The sequence below is a fragment of the Gordonia sp. YC-XJ4 genome (genome assembly GCF_059511865.1).
This window is the reverse complement of the sequence record NZ_CM183447.1, coordinates 4,854,710-4,875,300: the sequence shown is the minus strand read 5'-3', so window position 1 is coordinate 4,875,300 and position 20,591 is coordinate 4,854,710. Positions and strand designations below refer to the sequence as shown.

18 protein-coding genes are annotated in these 20,591 nt (G+C 68.0%); 9 read left to right on the top strand and 9 right to left on the bottom strand.

Annotated features, from left to right (window positions below; translation table 11 throughout):
• Nucleotides 1-72 precede the first annotated feature (72 nt).
• From AC5ZH6_RS21630 to AC5ZH6_RS21620, 3 genes are all read right to left on the bottom strand, one after another.
• Nucleotides 73-1,347 (bottom strand): HNH endonuclease, encoded by a 1,275-nt coding sequence (locus AC5ZH6_RS21630; RefSeq protein WP_020170189.1) that lies wholly within the window; start codon nucleotides 1,345-1,347, stop codon nucleotides 73-75.
• 294 nt (nucleotides 1,348-1,641) lie between these two features.
• Nucleotides 1,642-2,799 (bottom strand): acyl-CoA dehydrogenase family protein, encoded by a 1,158-nt coding sequence (locus tag AC5ZH6_RS21625; protein ID WP_496167806.1) that lies wholly within the window; start codon nucleotides 2,797-2,799, stop codon nucleotides 1,642-1,644.
• 14 nt (nucleotides 2,800-2,813) lie between these two features.
• A complete protein-coding gene (locus AC5ZH6_RS21620; RefSeq protein ID WP_496169259.1) occupies nucleotides 2,814-4,010 on the bottom strand; it encodes an acyl-CoA dehydrogenase family protein in 1,197 nt (398 codons plus the stop codon).
• A 308-nt stretch (nucleotides 4,011-4,318) separates the two neighbouring features.
• Between AC5ZH6_RS21620 and AC5ZH6_RS21615 the strand changes: the two genes are divergently transcribed.
• The 7 genes from AC5ZH6_RS21615 (at nucleotide 4,319) to AC5ZH6_RS21585 (ending at nucleotide 11,372) form a co-directional block, all read left to right on the top strand.
• The gene (locus AC5ZH6_RS21615; RefSeq protein WP_496169257.1) at nucleotides 4,319-5,629 is read left to right on the top strand and encodes an MFS transporter; all 1,311 of its coding nucleotides are present in this window, start codon (nucleotides 4,319-4,321) and stop codon (nucleotides 5,627-5,629) included.
• Between the two features lie 130 nt (nucleotides 5,630-5,759).
• Nucleotides 5,760-6,896 carry a thiolase family protein gene (locus AC5ZH6_RS21610; RefSeq protein WP_006368164.1) on the top strand — a complete coding sequence of 379 codons (1,137 nt, stop codon included), beginning with the start codon at nucleotides 5,760-5,762 and terminating at the stop codon, nucleotides 6,894-6,896.
• A gap of 19 nt (nucleotides 6,897-6,915) precedes the next feature.
• Entirely contained in the window at nucleotides 6,916-7,680 is a 765-nt protein-coding gene (locus AC5ZH6_RS21605) for an SDR family NAD(P)-dependent oxidoreductase (protein WP_006368165.1), read from the top strand.
• Complete coding sequence (locus AC5ZH6_RS21600; protein ID WP_006368166.1) at nucleotides 7,677-9,359, top strand: class I adenylate-forming enzyme family protein; 1,683 nt, start codon at nucleotides 7,677-7,679, stop codon at nucleotides 9,357-9,359. Before AC5ZH6_RS21605 ends, AC5ZH6_RS21600 begins: the two co-directional genes overlap by 4 nt.
• Nucleotides 9,352-10,581: an acetyl-CoA C-acetyltransferase gene (locus tag AC5ZH6_RS21595; protein WP_288336355.1), complete on the top strand. Its 1,230-nt coding sequence runs from the start codon at nucleotides 9,352-9,354 to the stop codon at nucleotides 10,579-10,581. The genes AC5ZH6_RS21600 and AC5ZH6_RS21595 overlap by 8 nt, the downstream gene beginning before the upstream one ends.
• Nucleotides 10,582-10,638: 57 nt before the next feature.
• Nucleotides 10,639-10,857, top strand: a complete 219-nt coding sequence (locus tag AC5ZH6_RS21590; RefSeq protein WP_006368168.1) for a helix-turn-helix transcriptional regulator — start codon at nucleotides 10,639-10,641, stop codon at nucleotides 10,855-10,857.
• Between the two features lie 17 nt (nucleotides 10,858-10,874).
• Entirely contained in the window at nucleotides 10,875-11,372 is a 498-nt protein-coding gene (locus AC5ZH6_RS21585; RefSeq protein ID WP_006368169.1) for a hypothetical protein, read from the top strand.
• Nucleotides 11,373-11,393: 21 nt separating this feature from the next.
• Here AC5ZH6_RS21585 and AC5ZH6_RS21580 read toward each other — a convergent pair whose 3' ends face one another.
• From AC5ZH6_RS21580 to AC5ZH6_RS21560, 5 genes are read right to left on the bottom strand one after another with little or no spacing between them, the layout of a single operon-like run.
• On the bottom strand, nucleotides 11,394-12,284 hold the full coding sequence (locus tag AC5ZH6_RS21580; protein ID WP_288438820.1) for a LysR family transcriptional regulator: 891 nt from the start codon (nucleotides 12,282-12,284) through the stop codon (nucleotides 11,394-11,396).
• A gap of 5 nt (nucleotides 12,285-12,289) precedes the next feature.
• Entirely contained in the window at nucleotides 12,290-13,234 is a 945-nt protein-coding gene (locus tag AC5ZH6_RS21575; protein ID WP_006368171.1) for a LysR family transcriptional regulator, read from the bottom strand.
• A 22-nt stretch (nucleotides 13,235-13,256) separates the two neighbouring features.
• Nucleotides 13,257-14,675, bottom strand: coding sequence for a family 1 glycosylhydrolase (locus AC5ZH6_RS21570; protein ID WP_006368172.1), 1,419 nt, complete (start codon nucleotides 14,673-14,675; stop codon nucleotides 13,257-13,259).
• 8 nt (nucleotides 14,676-14,683) lie between these two features.
• Entirely contained in the window at nucleotides 14,684-15,445 is a 762-nt protein-coding gene (locus AC5ZH6_RS21565; RefSeq protein ID WP_006368173.1) for a crotonase/enoyl-CoA hydratase family protein, read from the bottom strand.
• The gene (locus AC5ZH6_RS21560) at nucleotides 15,442-16,608 is read right to left on the bottom strand and encodes an MBL fold metallo-hydrolase (RefSeq protein ID WP_006368174.1); all 1,167 of its coding nucleotides are present in this window, start codon (nucleotides 16,606-16,608) and stop codon (nucleotides 15,442-15,444) included. The genes AC5ZH6_RS21565 and AC5ZH6_RS21560 overlap by 4 nt, the downstream gene beginning before the upstream one ends.
• 122 nt (nucleotides 16,609-16,730) lie before the next feature.
• Here AC5ZH6_RS21560 and AC5ZH6_RS21555 point away from each other — a divergent pair, with 122 nt between their 5' ends.
• The gene (locus AC5ZH6_RS21555) at nucleotides 16,731-17,942 is read left to right on the top strand and encodes a CaiB/BaiF CoA transferase family protein (RefSeq protein WP_006368175.1); all 1,212 of its coding nucleotides are present in this window, start codon (nucleotides 16,731-16,733) and stop codon (nucleotides 17,940-17,942) included.
• 9 nt (nucleotides 17,943-17,951) lie between these two features.
• On the opposite strand, the gene AC5ZH6_RS21550 is transcribed toward AC5ZH6_RS21555, so the two are convergent.
• The gene (locus AC5ZH6_RS21550; protein ID WP_006368176.1) at nucleotides 17,952-18,899 is read right to left on the bottom strand and encodes an alpha/beta fold hydrolase; all 948 of its coding nucleotides are present in this window, start codon (nucleotides 18,897-18,899) and stop codon (nucleotides 17,952-17,954) included.
• A gap of 65 nt (nucleotides 18,900-18,964) precedes the next feature.
• Here AC5ZH6_RS21550 and AC5ZH6_RS21545 point away from each other — a divergent pair, with 65 nt between their 5' ends.
• On the top strand, nucleotides 18,965-20,533 hold the full coding sequence (locus tag AC5ZH6_RS21545; RefSeq protein ID WP_006368177.1) for an MFS transporter: 1,569 nt from the start codon (nucleotides 18,965-18,967) through the stop codon (nucleotides 20,531-20,533).
• Nucleotides 20,534-20,591 lie beyond the last annotated feature (58 nt).

Here is a 20,591-nt window from a genome sequence, read left to right as displayed (position 1 = left end):
TTGAGTTCTCAAACAACAGATGCGGTCCCGGCGGGGCCGGGTGCGGGGAATCAGGTTGTGGGGCAGCGTGGGTCAGGCTGCTGCGTCGTCGAGTCGCATGGTCCGTCGGTGATAGGACGGTATCGGTCGTCGTTTCGGATCGATGCTGGCGGGTGGAACCAGCCAGGGGTGCCGGTCGAATCCCATGATGATGTCCCAGCCGTGGTGGTGGACATCGTCATGGCAGCTGGTGCACAGGAGGCATCCGTTGTCGAGGTCGGTGGGACCACCATCGCTCCAGTGGTGCACATGGTGTGCTTGGCAGCGTCCGGCGTGTGTTCCGCATTTGATGCACCCGCGGTCACGGACGAGTAGTGCTTTGCGTTGGCCGGGGGTGAACAAGCGCTCTTTGAGTCCGACGTCGAGGGGTACGCCGTCGGGGTTGAGAATGATTCTGGTGATGGTGGTGTCACACGACAACAACCGGGCGGTGGCTTCGGTGATCGCACCCATGTTCTGCAAATCCCCACCGAGTGCCGGGTTGTCCGCCGACCAGGTCCACAACAGGCCGTTGGTCGGTTTCGCCGAGAAGGTGGTGTCCGCCAAACCTTGTGCCGCCAACTCCACGATCGTTTCGAACGCGGCCGCGCAGATCTGTTCGGGTGTCCGCGGATCCGGGGACCCGTCGGGTTGAGGCTTGGGCGCCGACAAGGTTTCCATCAGCGTGCGTGTTTTCTCGCCGGCGACGATGTCGAGGTTCGCCGAGATCTCCAACCGTCCGTCGTCGGTGATGCGGTCGGTGTAGGAGTTGATCGACTTGTCCTCGGCGGCCGGCAACCCGCCAGGCGTTTCGGCCGCCAACTCGTTCCCCAACTGCCGCGCGTAGAGGTTGATCTCGGCGGGGGTGAAGCCGGCGAAGTAGTGCGACAGCAGTTTCCGGAGGTATTCGCAGCGTTGCACGGTGTCGAGGGGTTCGGGGGACCGGGTGTCGATGTGGGTCAATCCGCGGATGATGGCGTCGGTGTGTTCGGACGAGATGGACCCGTCAGCGGCATGCGCCAACAACAGATCGATGTCGGTGGTGGCCGAGATCCGCACGTACCGACCTGCGACGGCAGGCGCGCAACCCATGCTGATCAACAACTCTCGTAGCCGGGTGGTCTTGTGATCGGCCACTCCCAGGCGATCCATCTCACCGGTGAGGGTGGTGGCATGGTGATCAACCAGATTACGAAGCAGCAGTACTTGTTTCATCGCACCGAAGGCTTGTGGCCCGGTCATCTCCGGATTCCATTGCAGGTCACTGAGTTGGGTGACTATCCCGGCGAAAACTGCCTCGGCATCTAGAGCTGCGGTGGTGTCGATCATGGGCCCCTCCCCAGTGGCTGATCGGTGAGATGACTCCATCCTACTCGAACATAGGGATCAAGGCAAGGGTGTTCGATGGTTCTGGGGAGGCAAAGGTGCTTGTGGACAACGGGTTTCGGTGGTGGGCTGGTGGCGGTTTTCTGTCGGTGGGGTGTGGTAGGGGTGCGGGTTTCGCTGTCGATGCTCGATGTGGTTGGGAGGCTTGTTGTCTCGCCGGGTCTCGAGGCTCGCCGCACGCGGCTCGCACCTCGACCATCGGAGGGAAGGGGGCGGGGTGCGCGTCGCAGGAGGCCGCTACAGCCCCAGATCCTTGGCGATGATCGTCTTCATCACCTCGTTGGTCCCGCCGTAGATCCGCGATACGCGGGTGTCGGCGTAGAGGCGGGCGATGGGGAACTCGGTGATGTAGCCGTAGCCGCCGTGTAGCTGCAGGCATTTGTCGATGACCCGGCCCGCGGTGTCGGTGGCGAACAGTTTGGCGCGGGCGGCGTCGGGAACCGACAGCTCACCCGAGTTGTGCAGCGTCAGAGCGTGATCGACGAACTGCTGGATCGCCTCGACCTCCGCAGAGCATTCGGCGAGCACGAACTTGGTGTTCTGGAAGGAGGCGACCGGCCGCCCGAAGACGTCACGCTCGCGGGTGTAGGCAAGTGCATGCTGCAGGGCAGCGGCGGCGGTGGCCGCCGAGCCGATCGCGATGGTGAGCCGCTCCTGCGCCAGATTGTGTGTGAGGTACCGGAATCCGGCGCCCTCGTCGCCCAGACGGTCGGTCACCGGCACGCGCACCGAGCTGAACGACAGTTCGGCGGTGTCGGAGGCCTTGAGCCCGATCTTCTCCAGCTTGCGGCCCACGGCGAAGCCCTCGGAGGAGGTGTCGACCACCAGGATCGACAGGCCGCCGCGGCGGTTGTCGGGGTCGAAGTCCGACGTGCGGCAGACCACCAGGATGCGGTCGGCCAGGGCGCCGCCGGTGATGAAAGTCTTGGCACCGTCGAGGATGTAGTGGTCGCCGTCCTCGCTGAGTCTGGCGGTGGTGGAGATGTTGGCCAGATCCGACCCGGTGCCGGGCTCGGTCATAGCGATCGCGAACATCAGCTCGCCGGAACAGAATCCGGGTAGCCACCGCTGCTTCTGCTCGTCGGTCGCGTACTCCATCAGGTAGGGCAGGATGAGGTTGGCATGCACCGAATAGCTGCCGAACGTCACCCCGGCCAGCGCGCATTCCTCGGCGATGACCATCGAGTAGGTGAAGTCGTGCTCGCCGCCACCGCCGTATTCCTCGGGCGCCTCGATGCCGAGCACTCCGAGCTCACCGAGCTTGTTGTAGAACTCGCGCGGCGGATGCCCCTGCTTCTCCCAGTCGTGGTGGACGGGCACGACCTCCTTGGCGATGAAGTCGCGAATGGTCTTGCGGAAGGCCTGGTGGTCGTCGTTGAACACGGTGCGCTGCATGGATTCTGGCCTCTCTAGTTGGTTCGGTACTCGCGGAGCAGACCCTTGGAGATGATCTGTTTCTGGATTTCGCTGGTGCCCTCGCCGATCAGCAGGAAGGGAGCCTCCCGCATCAGCCGTTCGATCTCGAATTCCTTGGAATAGCCGTAGCCGCCGTGGATACGAAAACTGGCCTGGGTGACCTCTGCGCAGTACTCGCTGCACAAGTATTTGGCCATCCCGGCCGCGACGTCGTTGCGTTCGCCGGAGTCCTTGAGCCGGGCTGCGTTCACCATCATCAGGTGCGCCGCTTCGGTTTTGGTGGCCATCTCGGCCAGCGAGAAGGCGATGGCCTGATGCTCGGCGATCGGCTTGCCGAAGGTGCGTCGCTGTTGGGCGTAGGTGATGGCGAGTTCGAAGGCGCGCTGGACGATCCCGCAGGCGCGCGCCGATACGTTGACCCGGCCGACCTCGACGCCGTCCATCATCTGTGCGAATCCGCGGCCCGGTGTGCCGCCGAGGATGTGCTCGGCATCGGTGCGATAGCCGTCGAAGATCAACTCGGTGGTGTCGATCCCCTTGTAGCCCATCTTGTCGATCTTGCCGGGAATCGTCAGTCCGGCAACCACTTCGCCGAACCCGGCCGGCTTCTCGATGAGGAAGGTGGTGAGGTTGTGGTGCGGCTTCTCGGCTCCCTCGTCGGTGCGCACGAGCGCCGCGACCAGGGTCGACGAGGCGCCGTTGGTGAGCCACATCTTCGCGCCGTTGATCGTGTAGGTTCCGTCGTCGGAGCGTTTGGCCGACGTCGTGATGGCCGCGACGTCGGAGCCGAGGTCCGGTTCGCTCATCGAGAAGGCGCCACGCACCTCGCCGGTCGCCATCCGCGGCAGCAGCCGCTGCTTCTGCTCCTCGGTTCCGTGCTGTCGCAGCATGTAGGCGACGATGAAGTGGGTGTTGATCACGCCCGACACACTCATCCAGCCGCGCGCGAGTTCCTCGACGCACAGTGCATAGGTCAGCAACGATTCGCCGAGCCCGCCGTACTCCTCCGGGATCATCAGCCCGAACAGTCCCATCTCCCGCATGCCGGCGACGATCTCCTCGGGGTAGGCGTCGGCATGCTCGAGTTCTTGCGCGTTGGGGATGATCTGGGTGTCGACGAAGCGCCGCACGTTGGCGACGATGTCGGTCTGGATATCGGTGAGACCGAGGGTCTGGGCAAGGCGGGCCATGGTCTTCAGCATGCCCGTGACGGGACCGCCCGGTAATGCGGTCTTCGGCTAAGGCTCCGATAGGACGAGACAATGCCACGCGTGCAAGAAGCGACTGCGGGCCGCTGACCAGCACGTATAGGCAACACTTTGGGCACCGATCGTCGATCCGGGCATTGTCGGCATTTCCGGCGAACGGTTTGCTGGGGTCTGATGTGATCTGGCGCACCCCCGGCGCCACCCCCAACCCCCCCCGACCCGAACAGGATCCCGCCATGGCCCACCTGGCCCCCGAACCGGCCGCCGATTCGTCGGTGACGCCGGCATCGATGCCCTCGACTGCCGCCCGCCCTCGCGACTCCCGCCGCACCGCGTGGGGACTGACCGGGCTGCTCGTCGCCCTCTACGTGATCAACTACGCCGACAAGGCCGTCCTGGGCATCATTGCCCAACCGCTGACCGAGGAGCTCGGATTGCGTTCGGCGCAAATCGGTTTGGTCGGCAGCCTCTTCTTCCTGACCTTCACCGTCGGTGGCTTCTTCGCCGGCGTGCTCAACCGGTGGATGACTCTGCGCTGGGCACTGGTGGTGTTGGCGTTGTGCTGGGCCGTCGCGATGCTGCCACTGGTCGCCGTGGCCGCCTTCGCCGTGCTGGTGGTGAGCCGGTTGTTCCTCGGGCTGGCCGAGGGGCCCAGTTCGGCGTTGCTGCACACCGCGGCCTACTCGTGGCATCCGCCCGCCAAGCGTGGGCTGCCGTCGGCCCTGCTCGCCGGCGCCGCGTCGATCGCGAAGATCGCCATCGCACCTGCGTTCGCGGTGGTCACCGTCAGCCTCGGCTGGCGAGCGGCACTGGTCTGCCTCGCCGCGGCGGGCCTGCTCTGGTGTGTCATCTGGCTGGCCGTGTGGCGGGAGGGGCCGTACACGACAACCGGTGCCGCGCGCGAAGCAAGTGCAGAGGCGCCGAGTGCCGACGAACCGTCCGTGCCGTGGCGACGCATCCTGACCTCCCGGAGTTTCGTCTTCGGCGCCCTGCTGGTGATGAGCGTGTATGCGCTGGTCACGGTCGTGCTGACCTGGTTGCCGTCGTACTTCGAGGTCGGGCTCGGCTACAGCCGCGTGCAGGCCGGGTCGATGTTCGCGCTGCCGTCGATCGTCGGGCTGGTGCTGATGCTGGTGTCCTCGATCGTCGGTGACCGGATGATCTCCGCGGGTTCGTCGGCACGCAGTGTGCGCGTCGTGGTGCCCTCGGTCGGCGTGCTGATCTGTGGCGCCATGCTCGTCGCCCTGCCGTCGATCGGCACGCCGATCATCGCGGTCCTGGTGGTGTCCGTCGGCTACGGATTCGCTGCGACCGTGTTCCCGCTGCTCAACGCCGCGATCTCGGAGATCTGCCCACCGCGGCAGATGGCGGGCACCCTGGGCGCATTCCTGGCCGTCATGGCCGTCGGTGGTTTGATCGCGCCCTATGCGACCGGGCTCATCGTCGACGCCGCGTCGTCGCCGGCCGCCGGGTACGCCACCGCTTTTCAGATCCTCGGTGTGGTCTCGGCCGTGGCCGCCGTCCTCGCGTTGATCTTCGTCGACCCCGGTCGCGACAAGGCCGCGATCCGCGGTGATGCCGGTGTGCCGAGCGCGACATAGGTCGCGGCTATGACCCCATGAGCGTGAATCACCTTGTGATCGAGCGCCCGTCATGGTCGATTCGTTCATAGGGGTCGATTCGTAGGTAGGGGTCGATTCGTTGGTAGTGGTTTCGAGAAAGGAACTCCTCATGACAGATGCGGTGATCGTCGATGCGGTCCGTACCCCGATCGGACGCCGGGGCGGGGCGTTGTCGGGTATCCATCCGGCCGACTTGTCCGCCCACGTCCTCGAGGCACTCGTGGAGCGCACCGGCGTCGATCCCGCCGACGTCGACGACGTCATGTGGGGGTGCGTCAGCCAGCACGCCGAACAGGCGGGCAACATCGCGCGCACCGCGATCCTGGCCGCCGGTTGGCCGGAAAGTGTTCCGGGGACCACGATCACACGGGCCTGCGGATCGAGCCAGCAGTCGCTGGCGATGGCCGCCGCCGCGGTCATCAGCGGTCAGCTCGACATCGTCGTCGCCGGTGGGGTCGAGTCGATGAGCCGCGTGCCGATGGGCAGCGCGGCCCCGAACGGAGAGCATCAGCCCCCGACCGTGCTCGACCGCTACGGCGTCGACCGGTTCAGTCAGGGCGTCGGCGCCGAGATGGTGGCCCGGCGTTGGGATCTGAGTCGCACCCGACTCGACGAGTACTCGTTGCGCTCCCATGAACTCGCAGCTGCAGCCAGCGATGCCGGGGCGTTCGACGGTCAACTCGCCCCGGTGCCCGGCGTCCTCGAGGGTGACGAGGGCATCCGGCGCGGCGGATCGCTGGAGTCACTGGCCAAACTCAAGACAGTGTTCGACGAGAACGGGGTCATCCACGCGGGCAACGCCTCTCAGATCTCCGACGGTGCGGGCGCGCTGCTGGTGTGCTCGTCGGAGACCGCCGCCGCACACGGCTGGACCCCGCTGGTACGCATCCACACCACCGTGGTGGCCGGCGACGATCCGGTCGTGATGCTCACCGGGCCCATCCCGGCCACCGCCAAAGCCCTTGCCCGGTCCGGGCTCTCGATCGACGAGATCGGGGCGTTCGAGGTGAACGAGGCGTTTGCGCCGGTCCCGCTGGCGTGGCAGATCGAGACGGGTGCGGCGGAGAAGGCGCTCAATCCGCTCGGCGGCGCCATCGCGGTCGGGCACCCGCTCGGCGGCTCCGGCGCCATCCTCGCCACCCGGCTGGCGCATCACATGCGCGACAACACCATCCGTTACGGACTACAGACGATGTGCGAGGCGGGTGGCATGGCCAACGCCACCATCTTCGAACTCATCGGCTGACCACCTCAGGAGCAGATGTATGGAACTCAAGGACCTCTCCACCGCCATCACCGGCGGAGCCTCCGGCCTCGGCCTGGCCACCGCCCGGCGCATCGTCGATGCCGGGGGACAGGTGACCCTCATCGACCTGCCGACCTCCGACGGCGTCGAGGTGGCCGAACAGCTCGGTGCCGCAGCGAGATTCGCGCCCGCCGACATCACCGATCGCGAGCAGTTCGCCGCCGCGCTCGACGTGGCCGACGAACGCGGCGGTCTACGCGCTCTCGTGCACTGCGCCGGTGCGGGTCGCCGGATGCGCATCCTCGACGCGCAGGGCCGCGCCGGATCGGCCGACGACTTCGAGTTCGTCATCCGGCTCAACCTCATCGGCTCCTTCCACGCCCTCTCGCTGGGCGCCGAGCGGATGGCCCGACTGCCCGAGATCGACGGCGAGCGGGGCGTGATCGTGATGACCGCGTCGGTCGCCGCGTTCGAGGGGCAGATCGGCCAGATCAACTACAGCGCCTCCAAGGCGGGCATCGTCGGGATGACGCTGGTGGCCGCACGAGATCTGGCGAGCAAGCACATCCGCGTCAACACCATCGCCCCCGGCACCATGGACACCCCGTTGCTGGCGCGGTTGCGTGACGACGTCCGCGAGTCGCTGGCCGCGAGCATCCCGAACCCCTCGCGGCTCGGCAAGCCCGACGAATTCGGCCGGTTGGCGGTCTCGATCGTGGAGAATCCGTACCTCAACGGGGAGACCATCCGCCTCGACGGCGCCATTCGGATGGCCCCGCGATGACCGAATTACACTATCCGGCAATTACTCTCGCCACGCTGCCAGCAGGTATGGCCCGGCTGTATGCGAACCGCGCGGCCGTCATCGACGGCGAGCGGGTGCTCACCTTCGACGATCTCGACGTGCGCACGGCCGCGGTGGCCGCCGGGCTCGCCGCGATCGGGGTGGTGCAACGCGACGTCGTTGCGCTGCACCTGACCAACAGTGCCGACTTCGTGCTGGCCTACTACGGGGCGTTGCGCGCCGGCGCGACGGTGACATTGATCAACCCGGCGCAGCCGGTCGCCGGGTTGCGCGCCCAACTCGTCGAGACCGACGCCGTCGCGGTCGTCACCGAGGAGCCGCAGTCGCAGACACTGGCGTCGGCGATCGAGGGACTCGATCTGCGGGCCGCGATCCTCGTCGGCGACGACATCGGGTCCGAGACCGACACCACCCCAGCGAGTTTGATCACCCTGGCCGAACTGACCGCCGACGCAGGCCCCGCACCACGGGTCGGGATCACCGGTGCGGATGTGGCCCACCTCGCCTTCACCGGTGGCACCACCGGCGTCTCCAAGGGCGTGCAGGTGTTGCACCGCAACGTCATCGCCAACGTCACCCAGATGATCGCCTGGCGCGCCGGACATGCGGTGACCGAGAACGACGACGGGTCATTTCGCCTCACCCCGCGCGACGGCGCCGGACGCGGCGTCGTACCCGGGCAGGCCGCCACCATCGTGGTGTCCCCGCTCTATCACGCGCACGCCCTGATCAACATGTCCTTCCTCCTGATGTGCGGCGCCACCCATGTGCTGGCCGGCCGATTCGATCCGGCCCGGATGCTCGATCTCATCGAAGGTCACCGCGCCACCTACATCACCGGCAGCCCGACGATGTGGCATGCGCTGGCCGCACATCCCGATGTGGCCACACGCGATCTCTCGTCGGTGCGGGTGGTGTCGTCGGGGGCCGCGCCGATCGATCACGTCACGCTCGAGCGGCTCGCCGCGGCTTTCCCGTCGGGTGCGGTCGTGGAGGGCTACGGGCTGACCGAGGCGACGTGCCTGGTCTCGTCGGCGCCGCTGGCGGCCACCGGCAATGGCACCGGTGAATACCGTTTCGGCAGTGTCGGATTGCCGACATTCGACACCGAGGTGTCGATCCGTTCGCTCGACGATCGCACCACCGAACTCGACGCCGGCGAACGCGGTGGGCTGTGGGTCCGCGGCCCCCAGGTGACCGCCGGGTACCTGCACCACCCCGAGATCACCGCAGAACAGTACGTCGACGGATGGCTCGACACCGGCGACATCGCCTACGTCGACGACGACGGCTACCTCTACATCTGCGACCGTGCCAAGGACATGCTGATCTACAAGGGCTACAACGTGTATCCGCGTGAGCTCGAGGAGATTCTGGTGACCCACCCCGACATCGCCGGTGCCGCGGTGGTCGCCCGGGAGGCCGGGCCGGTCGGGCAGGAGCCGGTGGCCTTCGTCGTCGCCCGGCCGGGCCACCGGGTCGACGCCGACGCGGTGCAGGGCTTCGTCGCCGAACAGGTGTTGCCCTACAAGAAGATCCGCGAGGTGATCGTCGTCGACGAGCTGCCCACCTCCGCCGCGGGCAAGATCCAGAAAGTTGCGTTGCGAGCCCAACTCGCCGCGGCCGAGCACAACGGAAAGGACCGACTTCATGCGTGATGTCGTCATCTGCGAGCCCGTGCGCACCCCGATCGGGCGCTACGGGGGCATGTTCCGGTCGCTGACCGCCGTCGACCTCGGGGTGGCCGCCCTGCGCGGACTTCTCGAGCGGACCGGTGTCCCCGACGACGCCGTCGACGACGTGATCCTCGGTCACTGCAACGGCAACAGTGAGGCACCGGCGATCGGCCGTGTCGTCGCACTCGACGCCGGACTGCCGACCACCGTACCCGGCATGCACATCGACCGACGCTGCGGATCGGGGTTGCAGGCGGTCATCCAGGCCGCCTACCAGGTGGGTTGCGGCGACAACGATCTCGTCGTCGCAGGCGGTACGGAGTCGATGAGCAACGCGTCGTTCTATTCGGTGGACATGCGTTGGGGTGGTGCGCGCACCGGAATCGCCATGCATGACAGCCTGGTTCGGGCTCGCTCGACCGCCGGCGGCAAGAACTGGCCGGTACCCGGTGGCATGATCGAAACCGCCGAGAACCTCCGCAAGGAGTACGGGATCTCCCGCGAGGAGCAGGACGATCTCGCCGTCGAATCACACATGCGCGCGGTTCGTGCACAGAAGGACGGCATCCTCGGCGAGGAGATCATCCCGGTCACCGTGCGAGATCGTAAGTCCGAGAAGCTGATCGACACCGACGAACATCCGCGCGCCGACGTCTCGCGAGAGTCGCTCGCCGGACTGCGACCCATCATGGGCGCCACCGACCCCGACGCCACGGTGACCGCGGGCAACGCCAGCGGACAGAACGACGCGGCCTCGATGTGCCTGGTGACCACCGCCGAGGTCGCCGCACAGCACGGTCTGACGCCGTTGGTGCGCCTGGTGTCCTGGGGTCTGGCCGGTGTGCCGCCGGCGACCATGGGCATCGGCCCGGTGCCGGCCACCGCCAAGGCGCTCGACAAGGCGGGATTGACGCTCGCCGACATCGACGTCATCGAACTCAACGAGGCCTTCGCCGCGCAGGCGCTCGCCGTCACCCGGGAGTGGGGATTCGGCCGATTCGCCACCGACAGTCCCGATTTCGCGCGCACCAACGTCCACGGATCGGGAATCTCGCTGGGGCACCCGGTCGGCGCGACCGGCGGGCGGATGCTGGCATCGCTGGCGCGGGAACTGCACCGGCGCGAGGCACGCTATGGCCTGGAGACGATGTGCATCGGCGGCGGGCAGGGGCTGGCCGCAGTATTCGAACGGGTCAGCGGATAACCGATTCTCGTGACAAGCCGCCTTGACATCTGATGTCAAGGCGGCTTTACTCGTGGCATGCCCGACCTGGCCGCTGTCTCATCGCCGATCCGGGCCGCGCGGACCCGGGCGGCCCTACGGCAGGCCGACCTGGCGAAGGCGGTCGGGGTGAGCAGGCAGACGATCGTGTCGCTCGAGCGTGGCGACTACGCACCGTCGGTCTATCTGGCCATCCGGGTCGCGCGGGCGCTCGGTGCCGGCGTCGAAGAACTGTTCCCGTTGCCCCCGGAGAACTGAGACCCAGGAGAGCTGAGATGAGTTCCGGACGAACCACATTCCCCGATCTGTTGCTCGGCCCCGACGATGCATCGTGGGGCGATGAACGCGAGCGCGCGGTACTGCTGGAGGGCTACGCCTACATCTACACCCTCTCGACGCTGCTGCTGTGGGCGATCGGCGCCGTCGCGGCGTGGTTCGTGCCCGCCTGGGTGACCGTCCTGTGGTGGGTTGCGTTGATCGCGCCCGCGATGGAATGGCGGCGATTCTGCACGGCTCGCCGCGTCGATCCCCAGACGCTGGTCTACGCCCGCGGATCCCGGCGCCGCATCATCGTCACCAGCCTGTACACCGGTGCCTGCTCGCTGTCGATGGCACTCGCGGTGATCCTCGGGCTCGGACCGGACGGTGAGGCGACGACGATCGTGGGGGCAGTCGTCGGCGGTATCGTCGGTGGCGGTGCGGCATTCCTGCTGGCCCGGCGACATGCGATCAAGTCCGAGAAGGCGCAAGCCGCAGGTGATCTCGACGACTGAGTCGTGCGCACCTCGCGCACCTCACTCCTGGACCGCTCGCTGCGCGGCCATCGACCGCGCGACGTCGGCGAACGCCTGACCGGCGACCGAGAGGCCGCCCGGATCGAAGATCATCGCGAAAGTCCGTGCGAACCGCGGTGACACAGGCCGCACCACCGCACGATCGGCCACCGATTCGGCGATGCGACGTTCGAGCAGGGTGGCCCCGATCCCGGCCAGCACCATGGGAAGTCGCTGCTCCCGATGGTCGGAGAGCACGGCGATCGGCAGTCGGACACCGGATTCGCGGATCGCGCTCTCGATCTCTTCGGCGACCGACCCGCCCCGCGGAACAAAGACCATCGGAATGCGGGGGAGATCGGCGATCGGGATCGGCCCGTCGGGTACCTCGGTCCCGGGTGGGCACACCAGCCAGAATTCCTGTTCACCGAGCACGATCATGTCGAGATCGTCACCGACCGTGGGCAAGTGGGTGATGACGAACTCGCAGCGCCCCTCCTCGATCATCGCCGATGCCTGTGCCTCGACCCGCAGGTCGCCGAGGCGTACGGTGACCCCCGGATGGCGGGCCCGGAAGCCGGCGACGAGGTCGATCACTGCGCCGCCGTCGATGAATGGGGAGGCGAGGACGTCGACGCGGCCGGTCGGTTCGTCACCGGCCGCGGAGAGGGCGTCGTCGACGGCAGCCACATCACGCATGATCTGCCGGGTCGAGCCGACGAGCGCTCGTCCCGCCGAACTCGGCACCATGCCGCGTCCGATCCGGTGGAACAACTGCACCCCGACTTCTCGTTCCAACGCCCGAAGCGCCTGGGACACAGTCGGTTGGGTGACCCCCAATGATGCCGAGGCGCCGCCGATGCCGCCGTGTTCGACGACGGCGAGGAAGTACTCGAGCTGGCGCAGTTCCATCGAACTCACCACGCTCCGTCGTGGGGAATGGTGGCATCGTCGGGTACGACGTCGGCCGGTGGCGCGGGCGTCCCGCTGATCCGCCGCGCCACCGCGACGAAGGCGACCGCGGCCGGCGACGGTTGCCCCGACCGCATCACCAGTCCGTAATTGCGCAGCAGTGGGGGCGCCACACCGACGACCTCGGCGCCGCTGAACTGCTCGGCGGCGACCGGACGCGGGACCACGCTCACGCCGACGCCGCGATCGACGAGATCCCAGATGGCCGACGAATGGGCGCAATCGACCACCACGTTGCGGGCGTCGTCGGCGATGACGTCGGCAAGCAGGGCCGCGGTCGCCTGATCGGACAGGTTGACCAGCAGCGGTAGATCGCGCACCGCCGCGCGGGGCACCGTGCCCGACTCGGTGACCACACCGTCGCCGAGGAGTCCCGGTGGCGCGGCCAGCACGAGTTCCTGTGCGCCGAGGGGGATCGATACGAGAGACGCGTGGTCGGCATCGGAATCGATCATCCCGATCTCGGCGTCACCGCGCCGCAACGCGGCGAGCACCCCGGACGGGCCGTCGGCGGCGTGGACGCGCACGACCACGGCGTCGTGTCGCTCCCGGAACGCCCGCACCATCGTGACGAGCGGGTCGATGGCGAAGGCGGCATCGGTGACGATGTCGACGCGTCCCGAGCGCAGTTCGCGGACGGCGGCCACCTTCAGTTTCGCGCGCTCGACGTCGGCGAGGATACGGCGTGCGGCGACCTCGACGCGCCGACCTGCGTCGGTGAGTTCGAGCCGTCGACCACTGCGATCGAACAGGGTGACACCGAGACGGCGTTCGAGCGTGCGGATGGCCTGGGAGAGCGAGGGCTGGGAAATGTAGAGGGCATGCGCCGCCTTGGTGATCCCGCCGTGGTCGATGACCGCGACGAAGTAGGTGGCGAGATGCAGGTCCACTGCCACAGCCTAGCCGCGGCGTTCAGAGCTGTGCCCGCGGCCCGTCGACGCGGGAGGGCATGGTCCACGATTGGGGGATGCGGGCGAACGAGCCGACCGCCGGGGCCATCACCGGTCGGTAGTTGGCCGCGGGCCCCGCACCCGCGGTCAGCTCACGGTAGGCGTCCACTCCGCTCGTCGGATGACGCGTGAGGCCCGGATCGCGCAGTACGTCGACCCGGTACAGACCGAATCTCGGTGTGTAGCTGCCCCATTCGTAATTGTCGGTGATCGACCAGTGGTTGTAGCCGACGATCGGCAATCCGTCGCCGCGCGCTCGTTGGAGCCAGAAGAGACTGTCGCGCAGGAAATCCGCCCGGGTGTACCCGTCGGCGCGGGGTGTTCCGTCGGACAGCGGCATGCCGTTCTCGACGATGTAGAGCGGTGTGCCGGGGAAGGCCTGCGCGTAGTGATGGCACGCCTGGTAGATGTCGTCGGGCTGCGGGCGGACCGCCGCGAAATCGCCACCCGCCGCAGCGATCGTGGTGAGATTGTTCAGCGCTGCACCGTAGTAGTAATCGATGCCGACGAAGTCGAGGGTGTCGAGGACCCGATTCATGAACAACGCATCGGTGACCGGCGTGACCGCGGGCAGGAAGGCCTCGTTGACCGCAACGCGCGCTTGCGGATTCGCATCATGTGCGGCCGCGTGGGCGATCCGGTGGGCCTGTGCGACGCGGTCGAGAAACCGCGGCATGTCGGCGTCGGTGAGGGCGCCGATCTCCTTCTCATGGCCGTAGAAGACCAAGGGCTCGTTGATGCTGATCCACATCGAACACTGCTCGGCGTAGCGAGCGGTGATCATGCGCGCATACCGCTCGAAGTCGCCGAGTGTTCGGGGGCCGAGGAAGCCGCCCTGATCGGCCACCCACCCCGGATACACGTAGTGCACCAGGGTGATCATCGGGCTCATGCCCAGCGACCGTATCCCGGCGACGAGGTCGTCGTAGTAGGCCAGTGCCGCCGCGCTGAACCGGCCGCGTTGCGGTTCGACCCGCGCCCACTCGATGCCGAAGCGAAAGGTGTTGAGTCCCATGCCCGCGGCGAGGTGCAGATCGGACCGGTAGCGGTGCCGGAAGTCGACGGAGTTGCGTACCGGGTCGACCCGTCCGGTCCGCGCCGCACGGTCGGTGTAGCGCCGCCAATTCGAGTCCGGGCTGAAGCCCTCGGCCTGGAAACCCGAGGTGGCCGCCCCGAAATGGAAGCCGTCGGTCCAGCCGGGCACGCGTGGGGCGTGCACGAATGGTGCGGTACCCGGCGCGGCGGAGGCCGACGCAGCACGCAGGCCCGACGCACCCAGCCCGACTCCCGCTGCGACCGCGGTGGTGGCGCCGAGCAGACCGCGTCGGGAGATCGCCGACGGTTGCGCGGCGTGGGCCTCGGGGTGGGGAGGTCGGCTCATACCGAGGGTCAGCGGCCGGTCCAGAGGGGCGCCCGCTTCTCGGCGAACGCGCGAGCACCTTCTTGGGCGTCGTCGGAGGCGAAGATCGGGTCGAGCACCTCGCGTTGGGCGGTGATGAGATCGGGGTCGGTGTAGCGGATCGCCATGCCCACAACCTGTTTGGTGGCGCGGACCGCGAGCGGCCCGTTCGCGGCGATCCGGGCGCCGAGTTCCCGCGCACCGTCGAGCGCGCCGCCGGTCGGGGTGAGGACGTTGACGAGACCGAACTCGTGGGCACGCTGGGCGGTGATGGGGTCGCCGGTCAGCGCGATCTCCATCGCGAGTTGGTAGGGGAGGATCTTGGGCAGGCGCAGCAGTCCGCCGGCTGCGGCGGCGAGGCCCCGCTTCACCTCGGGCAGACCGAATTTCGCGTCCTCGGCGGCGACGATCAGATCGGCCGACAGGGCCAGTTCGCAGCCGCCGGCGAGCGCCCAGCCCTCGACCGCGGCGATCAGCGGCTTGCTCGGCGGCTTCTCGGTGACCCCACCGAATCCGCGACCGGGCACACTCGGTACCTCACCGCGGGTGAACGCCTTGAGATCCATTCCGGCGCAGAAAGTTCCGCCGGCACCGGTGAGGATGCCGACGGTGATGTCGTCCCGGGTCTCGAACTCGTCGATCGCCGCCGCGATGAGGGTCGCGACCTCGGCGTTGACCGCGTTACGGGCCTCCGGGCGGTCGATGGTGATGACGGCGACGCCGTCGGCGAATTCGGTGGTGACCGGGCTCATCTGCCGGTGTCCTCTCGATCGGTGGGGGTGGTGACATACCAGTGCACGGGTTCGGTGCCCGACCGGGCGATGATCCCGCGTTCTTCCAGAACCAGAAGGTGGGCGTTGGTCTCGCGCAGGGCCATTCGGCTCAGCGGCAGGGACAGCTGCTCGAACGGCCGGGACCAGGTGACCGATCGGGTGATGTCCCACGCGGTCGACCCGGGCACATCGGCGATGGCCTCGGTGATCTCGGTGAGTCGTTCCTCGTGGTGGGAGAGCAGATGGGTGACGCGGCCGGCGAGACCGCGGAACCGGTACTCGTGCGACGGCAGCGCCTCGAGGTCGCCGAGGTGCTCGGTGTTGGCCAGCGAGGTCAGGTAATCGGCGAGCGGACTGGCGTTCTGGAAGGAATTGGTGGACACGTTCGGACTGATCCGGGGCAGCAGATGATCACCGGTGAAGATGATCCCGGCGTCGTCGTCGGCGAAGCACAGGTGTCCCGCCGTGTGTCCCGGCGTCCAGATTGCGCGCAGATTCCATCCCGGGATGTCCAGGGGCGCATCGCCGACGAGTTCGACGTCCATCGTGCGGCCCTGTGGTAGCCGCACGATCTCACGGATTCCGGCGTCGATGACGTCGGTCGGGGCACCGAGCTCACGCAGATCGACCTGTGCGTCGGCGAGCTCCTGCGCGAGTTGCGCCTCGTCGCGGTGATACAGGAACCGGGCGTCGTTGCGGTGCATGCCCAATCGCGGGTCGGCGTGCTCGAGGACCCGGGGGACGAGACCGAAATGGTCGGGGTGCAGGTGGGTGATGAACACGTCGGTGATGTCGGACAGGTCATGGCCCGTGGCATGGATGCCGGCGACCAGCGTGTCCCACGATTCGTCGGTGTTCCAGCCGGTGTCGATCAGGGCGAGACCGCCGGCGGAGGTGACCAGTGCGTACACCAGGATGTAGCGCAACGGATTGCCGGGCATCGGTACCGGGATCGAGAACACGCCGGGCCGAACCTCTTCGACCGGCGGCAACACCTTCTCGGCCCACGCCTGCCGCTGCCGGTGTCCGGTGACCACCACGCCGGTGCTCGTGACGACCTCGTCGGTGGTGACGGCCCCCGGTCCGACCGCACCCGAGGCGGCCGTATCCGTGGTCGGTGGGCCCGCCGATCGAGTGCTCATCAGTCCATACGATCACGCGGGACGCGGCCGGGCAAACACCTCTCGGCTCACGCATCGTGAGGTAAACCCTATGTGTCCCAGATTCGCTCGCGGCATTGACACGGTGACCGCGGCGGGCAAGGGTGGCCGACGTGGCCTTTGCACAGACCCCCGACGACTCCGTCGACCCCGTGCCCGACACACCAGACGACTCGCTTCCCCTGGCCGGCCTGACCGTGGTGGCCCTCGAGCAGGCCGTCGCCGCGCCGCTGGCCACGCGGCATCTCGCCGACCTCGGGGCGCGGGTGATCAAGATCGAGCGGGTCGGTGAGGGCGACTTCGCCCGACACTACGACGCCGAGGTCGAGGGACTCGCCTCGCATTTCGTGTGGCTCAACCGGGGCAAGGAGTCCTTCGCGGTCGACCTCAAGCAGGAGCGCGGCGCAGCGCAGGTGCGCGCGCTCATCGACCGCGCCGATGTGTTTCTGCAGAACCTCGCCCCCGGGGCCGCCGCCCGGCTGGGATTCGACGCGCAGCGCCTGCGTGCCGAGCACCGCGAGCTGATCGTGGTGAACATGAGCGGCTACGGCCCCGCCGGGCCGATGCGTGACCGCAAGGCCTACGACATGCTCGTGCAGGCCGAGGCCGGCCTGATCTCGGTCACCGGCACCGCCGAGCACCCCGCCAAGACCGGGGTCCCCACCTCCGACATCGCCGCGGGCATGTACGCACTCACCTCGATCCTGTCGGCCCTGGTGCGTCGCGGTATCACCGGTGCGGGCGCCACGATCGAGGTGTCGATGTTCGATGCGACCGTCGAATGGATGGGCCATCCGATGTACATCGCGATGCACGCGGGGCGGCAGATTCCGCGATGCGGCGTCGGACACGCGGCCATCGTCCCCTACGACGCGTATCCGACGCGTGACGGCGAGATCCTCATCGGCGTCCAGAACGACCGCGGGTGGCGTGCACTCGCCCGGGTGCTGGGCCGACCGGAACTCGGCGACGACCCGCGCTACGCCACCAACATCGAAAGAGTCGCTCGCCGTGCCGAAGTCGACGACCTCGTCGCGGCCCGGACCGCGACCTTCGACACCGCCGAACTCGACGAACGCCTTGCGGCGGCCGGGATTCCGGCCGCGCAGATCCGCGACGTCGCCGGCGTGGTGGACCATCCGCAGCTCTCGGCACGTGAGCGGTGGCGCATGGTCGACACCGAGATCGGCCCGATCCGGGCGTTGTTGCCGCCCTTCACCTTCGACGACGTCGAGATGCGGATGGGCCCGGTGCCCGCGCTCGGCGAGCACACCGAGGCGATCCTCGCGGAGTTGGGCGAGTCGACCACCGGGTGAGCCGGCGGATCAGGGCTCGATCAGTGGTCCGGCGGGCATCATCGGGGTGCGTTCGGCGTCGTCCCACACCGAGAGCAGCTCGGCGAGGATCTGCGTCGACATCCCCAGTGCGCTGAGGTGGCTTTCGCCGGGCAACTCGAAGAGCTTGGCGTCGGGTAGCAGCGAGACCATGTGTATGCCATGGGAATACGGGATGATGTGGTCGTGGTCGCCATGCCACCAGCGCACCGGCGTGGTGACGTCGCCGACGCGGAATCCCCAATCCTGGGCGAAGGCAACGACGTCGGCGAACGGTGCCTCCATGCGACGGCTGCCGCCGTGCAGCAGGTCGTCGAGGAACATCGCCCGGAACTCGGGGCGGGCGAGCAACTCTCGGTCGGCGCGAGGCGAGAACCGGCCGTAGAGGCGGATCGCCGGATTCGCGATGGGCGCGGCCACCCCGAGCGCCGAACTGAGGATCTTGCCCAGGGGTGCACCGGCGACCCGGACGGCCGGGGCCAGCAGCGAACCCAGGGCCATCGCGCCGCCGCCGATGGCGTCGGGGCCCACGGTGGGTGCGACTCCGCCGACGATCCCGGCCACCATGACGCGATCGGGCAGCGCGTGTGCGGTCGCCAATGCGTACGGTCCGCCGCCGGACATGCCGATCACCGCGAACCGGTCGATGCCGAGAGCCTCCAGAACCGGCTCGAGGTCGCCGGGGAATTCCGCCACACATCGGTACCGGTGGGCGGTGGAACTGCCGACGCCGGGGCGGTCGAGCCCGATGAGCCGGATGTCGTGCTCGGCGGCGTAGGCGCGGGCCTCGGTCGGAATCTGGCGGCGTGCGCCGGGCGTGCCGTGCAACCAGATGACGGCGCGGCCGGTCGCCGACCCGAACTCGGCGAACCCGATCCGGCGTCGTCCCCCCTCCACCGCCACCGAGCCCTCGATCTTCGGTCGGTCGATCCCCATCATGTGACCAGGATCGCACTGTGAGTCGGTACGGTGGGCGTCGGGTCGGCGACAGAGCGGGGGTGGCGATGGCCTCGGGTATGGCGCCGTTGCGGAATCGGGTGTTCCGCAATCTGTTCATCGCCCAGATGGTGTCCAACATCGGGCTGTGGATGCAGACCGTCGGCGCTCAGTGGTTCCTCGTCGACCAGCACGCCGGGCCGACGGTGATCTCGCTCGTCCAGACCGCGAGTCTCCTCCCGACCCTGCTGTTGTCGCTGGTCGCCGGGGTGCTCGCCGACGTGCTGAACCGCAAGTGGTTGCTGGTGGTGATGAGCGCGTACGCGACCGTCGTCGCCGGGGTCATGGCCGTCCTGGCCGCCGTCGACCTGCTCGACCCGGGCATGCTGTTGGTCCTGACGTTCTTGCTGGGTGCGGGTTCGGCGTTGTCGGCGCCGGCGTTTCAGGCGGTCAATCCGGAGATCGTGCCGCGCGAGCAGATCGCCGACGCCGCATCCCTGGGCAGCATGTCGATCAATGTCGCGCGGGCCGTCGGACCGGCTCTGGCCGGCGTGCTGTTCACCGTCGGCGGCGCCGGGGTGGTCTTCGCGATCAACGCGGTCTCCTACCTGGCCGTTGTCGTCGCGCTGCTGAGATGGCGGCGGCCGGGCGATACCTCGACGATGGAGCCCGAGCATCTCGGTACGTCGATGGTTGTCGGGTTGCGTTACGTCGCCGCTGCACCGATCGTGCGTCGGATCCTCGTGCGCTCGGCGTTGTTCGCGTTCCCGGCGTCGGCGCTGTGGGCGTTGCTCCCGCTGGTCGTCAGCAACTCCTTCCATTTCGGTTCCACCGGCTACGGTGTGGTCCTCGGTGTCCTCGGCTGCGGTGCGATCCTCGGTGTCCTCGGACTGCCCTGGATGCGTGATCATTTGTCGCCCAACGTGATCCTTGCCTCGTCCGCTGTTGTCTTCGCGGTCGGTACCGTTGCGGCCGCGCTCGGGTCCACGGTGGTCGCGTTGATCGTGTTCGTCCCGGCCGGGGTTGCGTGGATCGCCACGCTGTCGACGCTGAACGCCGAGATGCAATTGACCCTGCCCGCCTGGGTCCGTGCCCGGGGGATGGCCGCCTACCTCCTGGTGTTCATGGGGTCACAGGGAATCGGATCGCTGGTGTGGGGTGCGCTCGGCGGGCTGCTGACGGTGCGGTGGGCGCTGCTCATCGCGGCGCTCGCGTTGATCCTGGCGGCGCTGGCCGTGGCGGTGCTGCCGATTCACGCCGAGACCGGCACCCTCGATCGGACGTTGTCGACCGCCTGGCCGGAGCCCATGCTGGTTTTCGAGCCGGCCCCCGACGACGGTCCGGTGCGGGTGGTCGCCACCTACCGGGTCGACGCCGAACACCACGACGAGTTCGTCGACGCGATGGCGGGTGTGGCACTGTCCCGGCGCCGCACGGGTGCACGAAACTGGCATCTGTATCGCAACGGCGAGGATTCCGACGACTACGTCGAGCAGTTCGTCGTCGGCTCGTGGTCGGAGTATCAGCGCCAGCGCACCGAGCGCTGGACCGAATACGACCACCAGCGGGTGTCGGACGCGCTGGCCCTGACCGTCGACGGACGCTCCCGCCAGGAGCACCTGTTCACCCTGCGCTGAGTGTGTGGCGGGTACCCGGTTGCGGCCGTCGACGCACAGCCGAATCGGAGGAATCTCG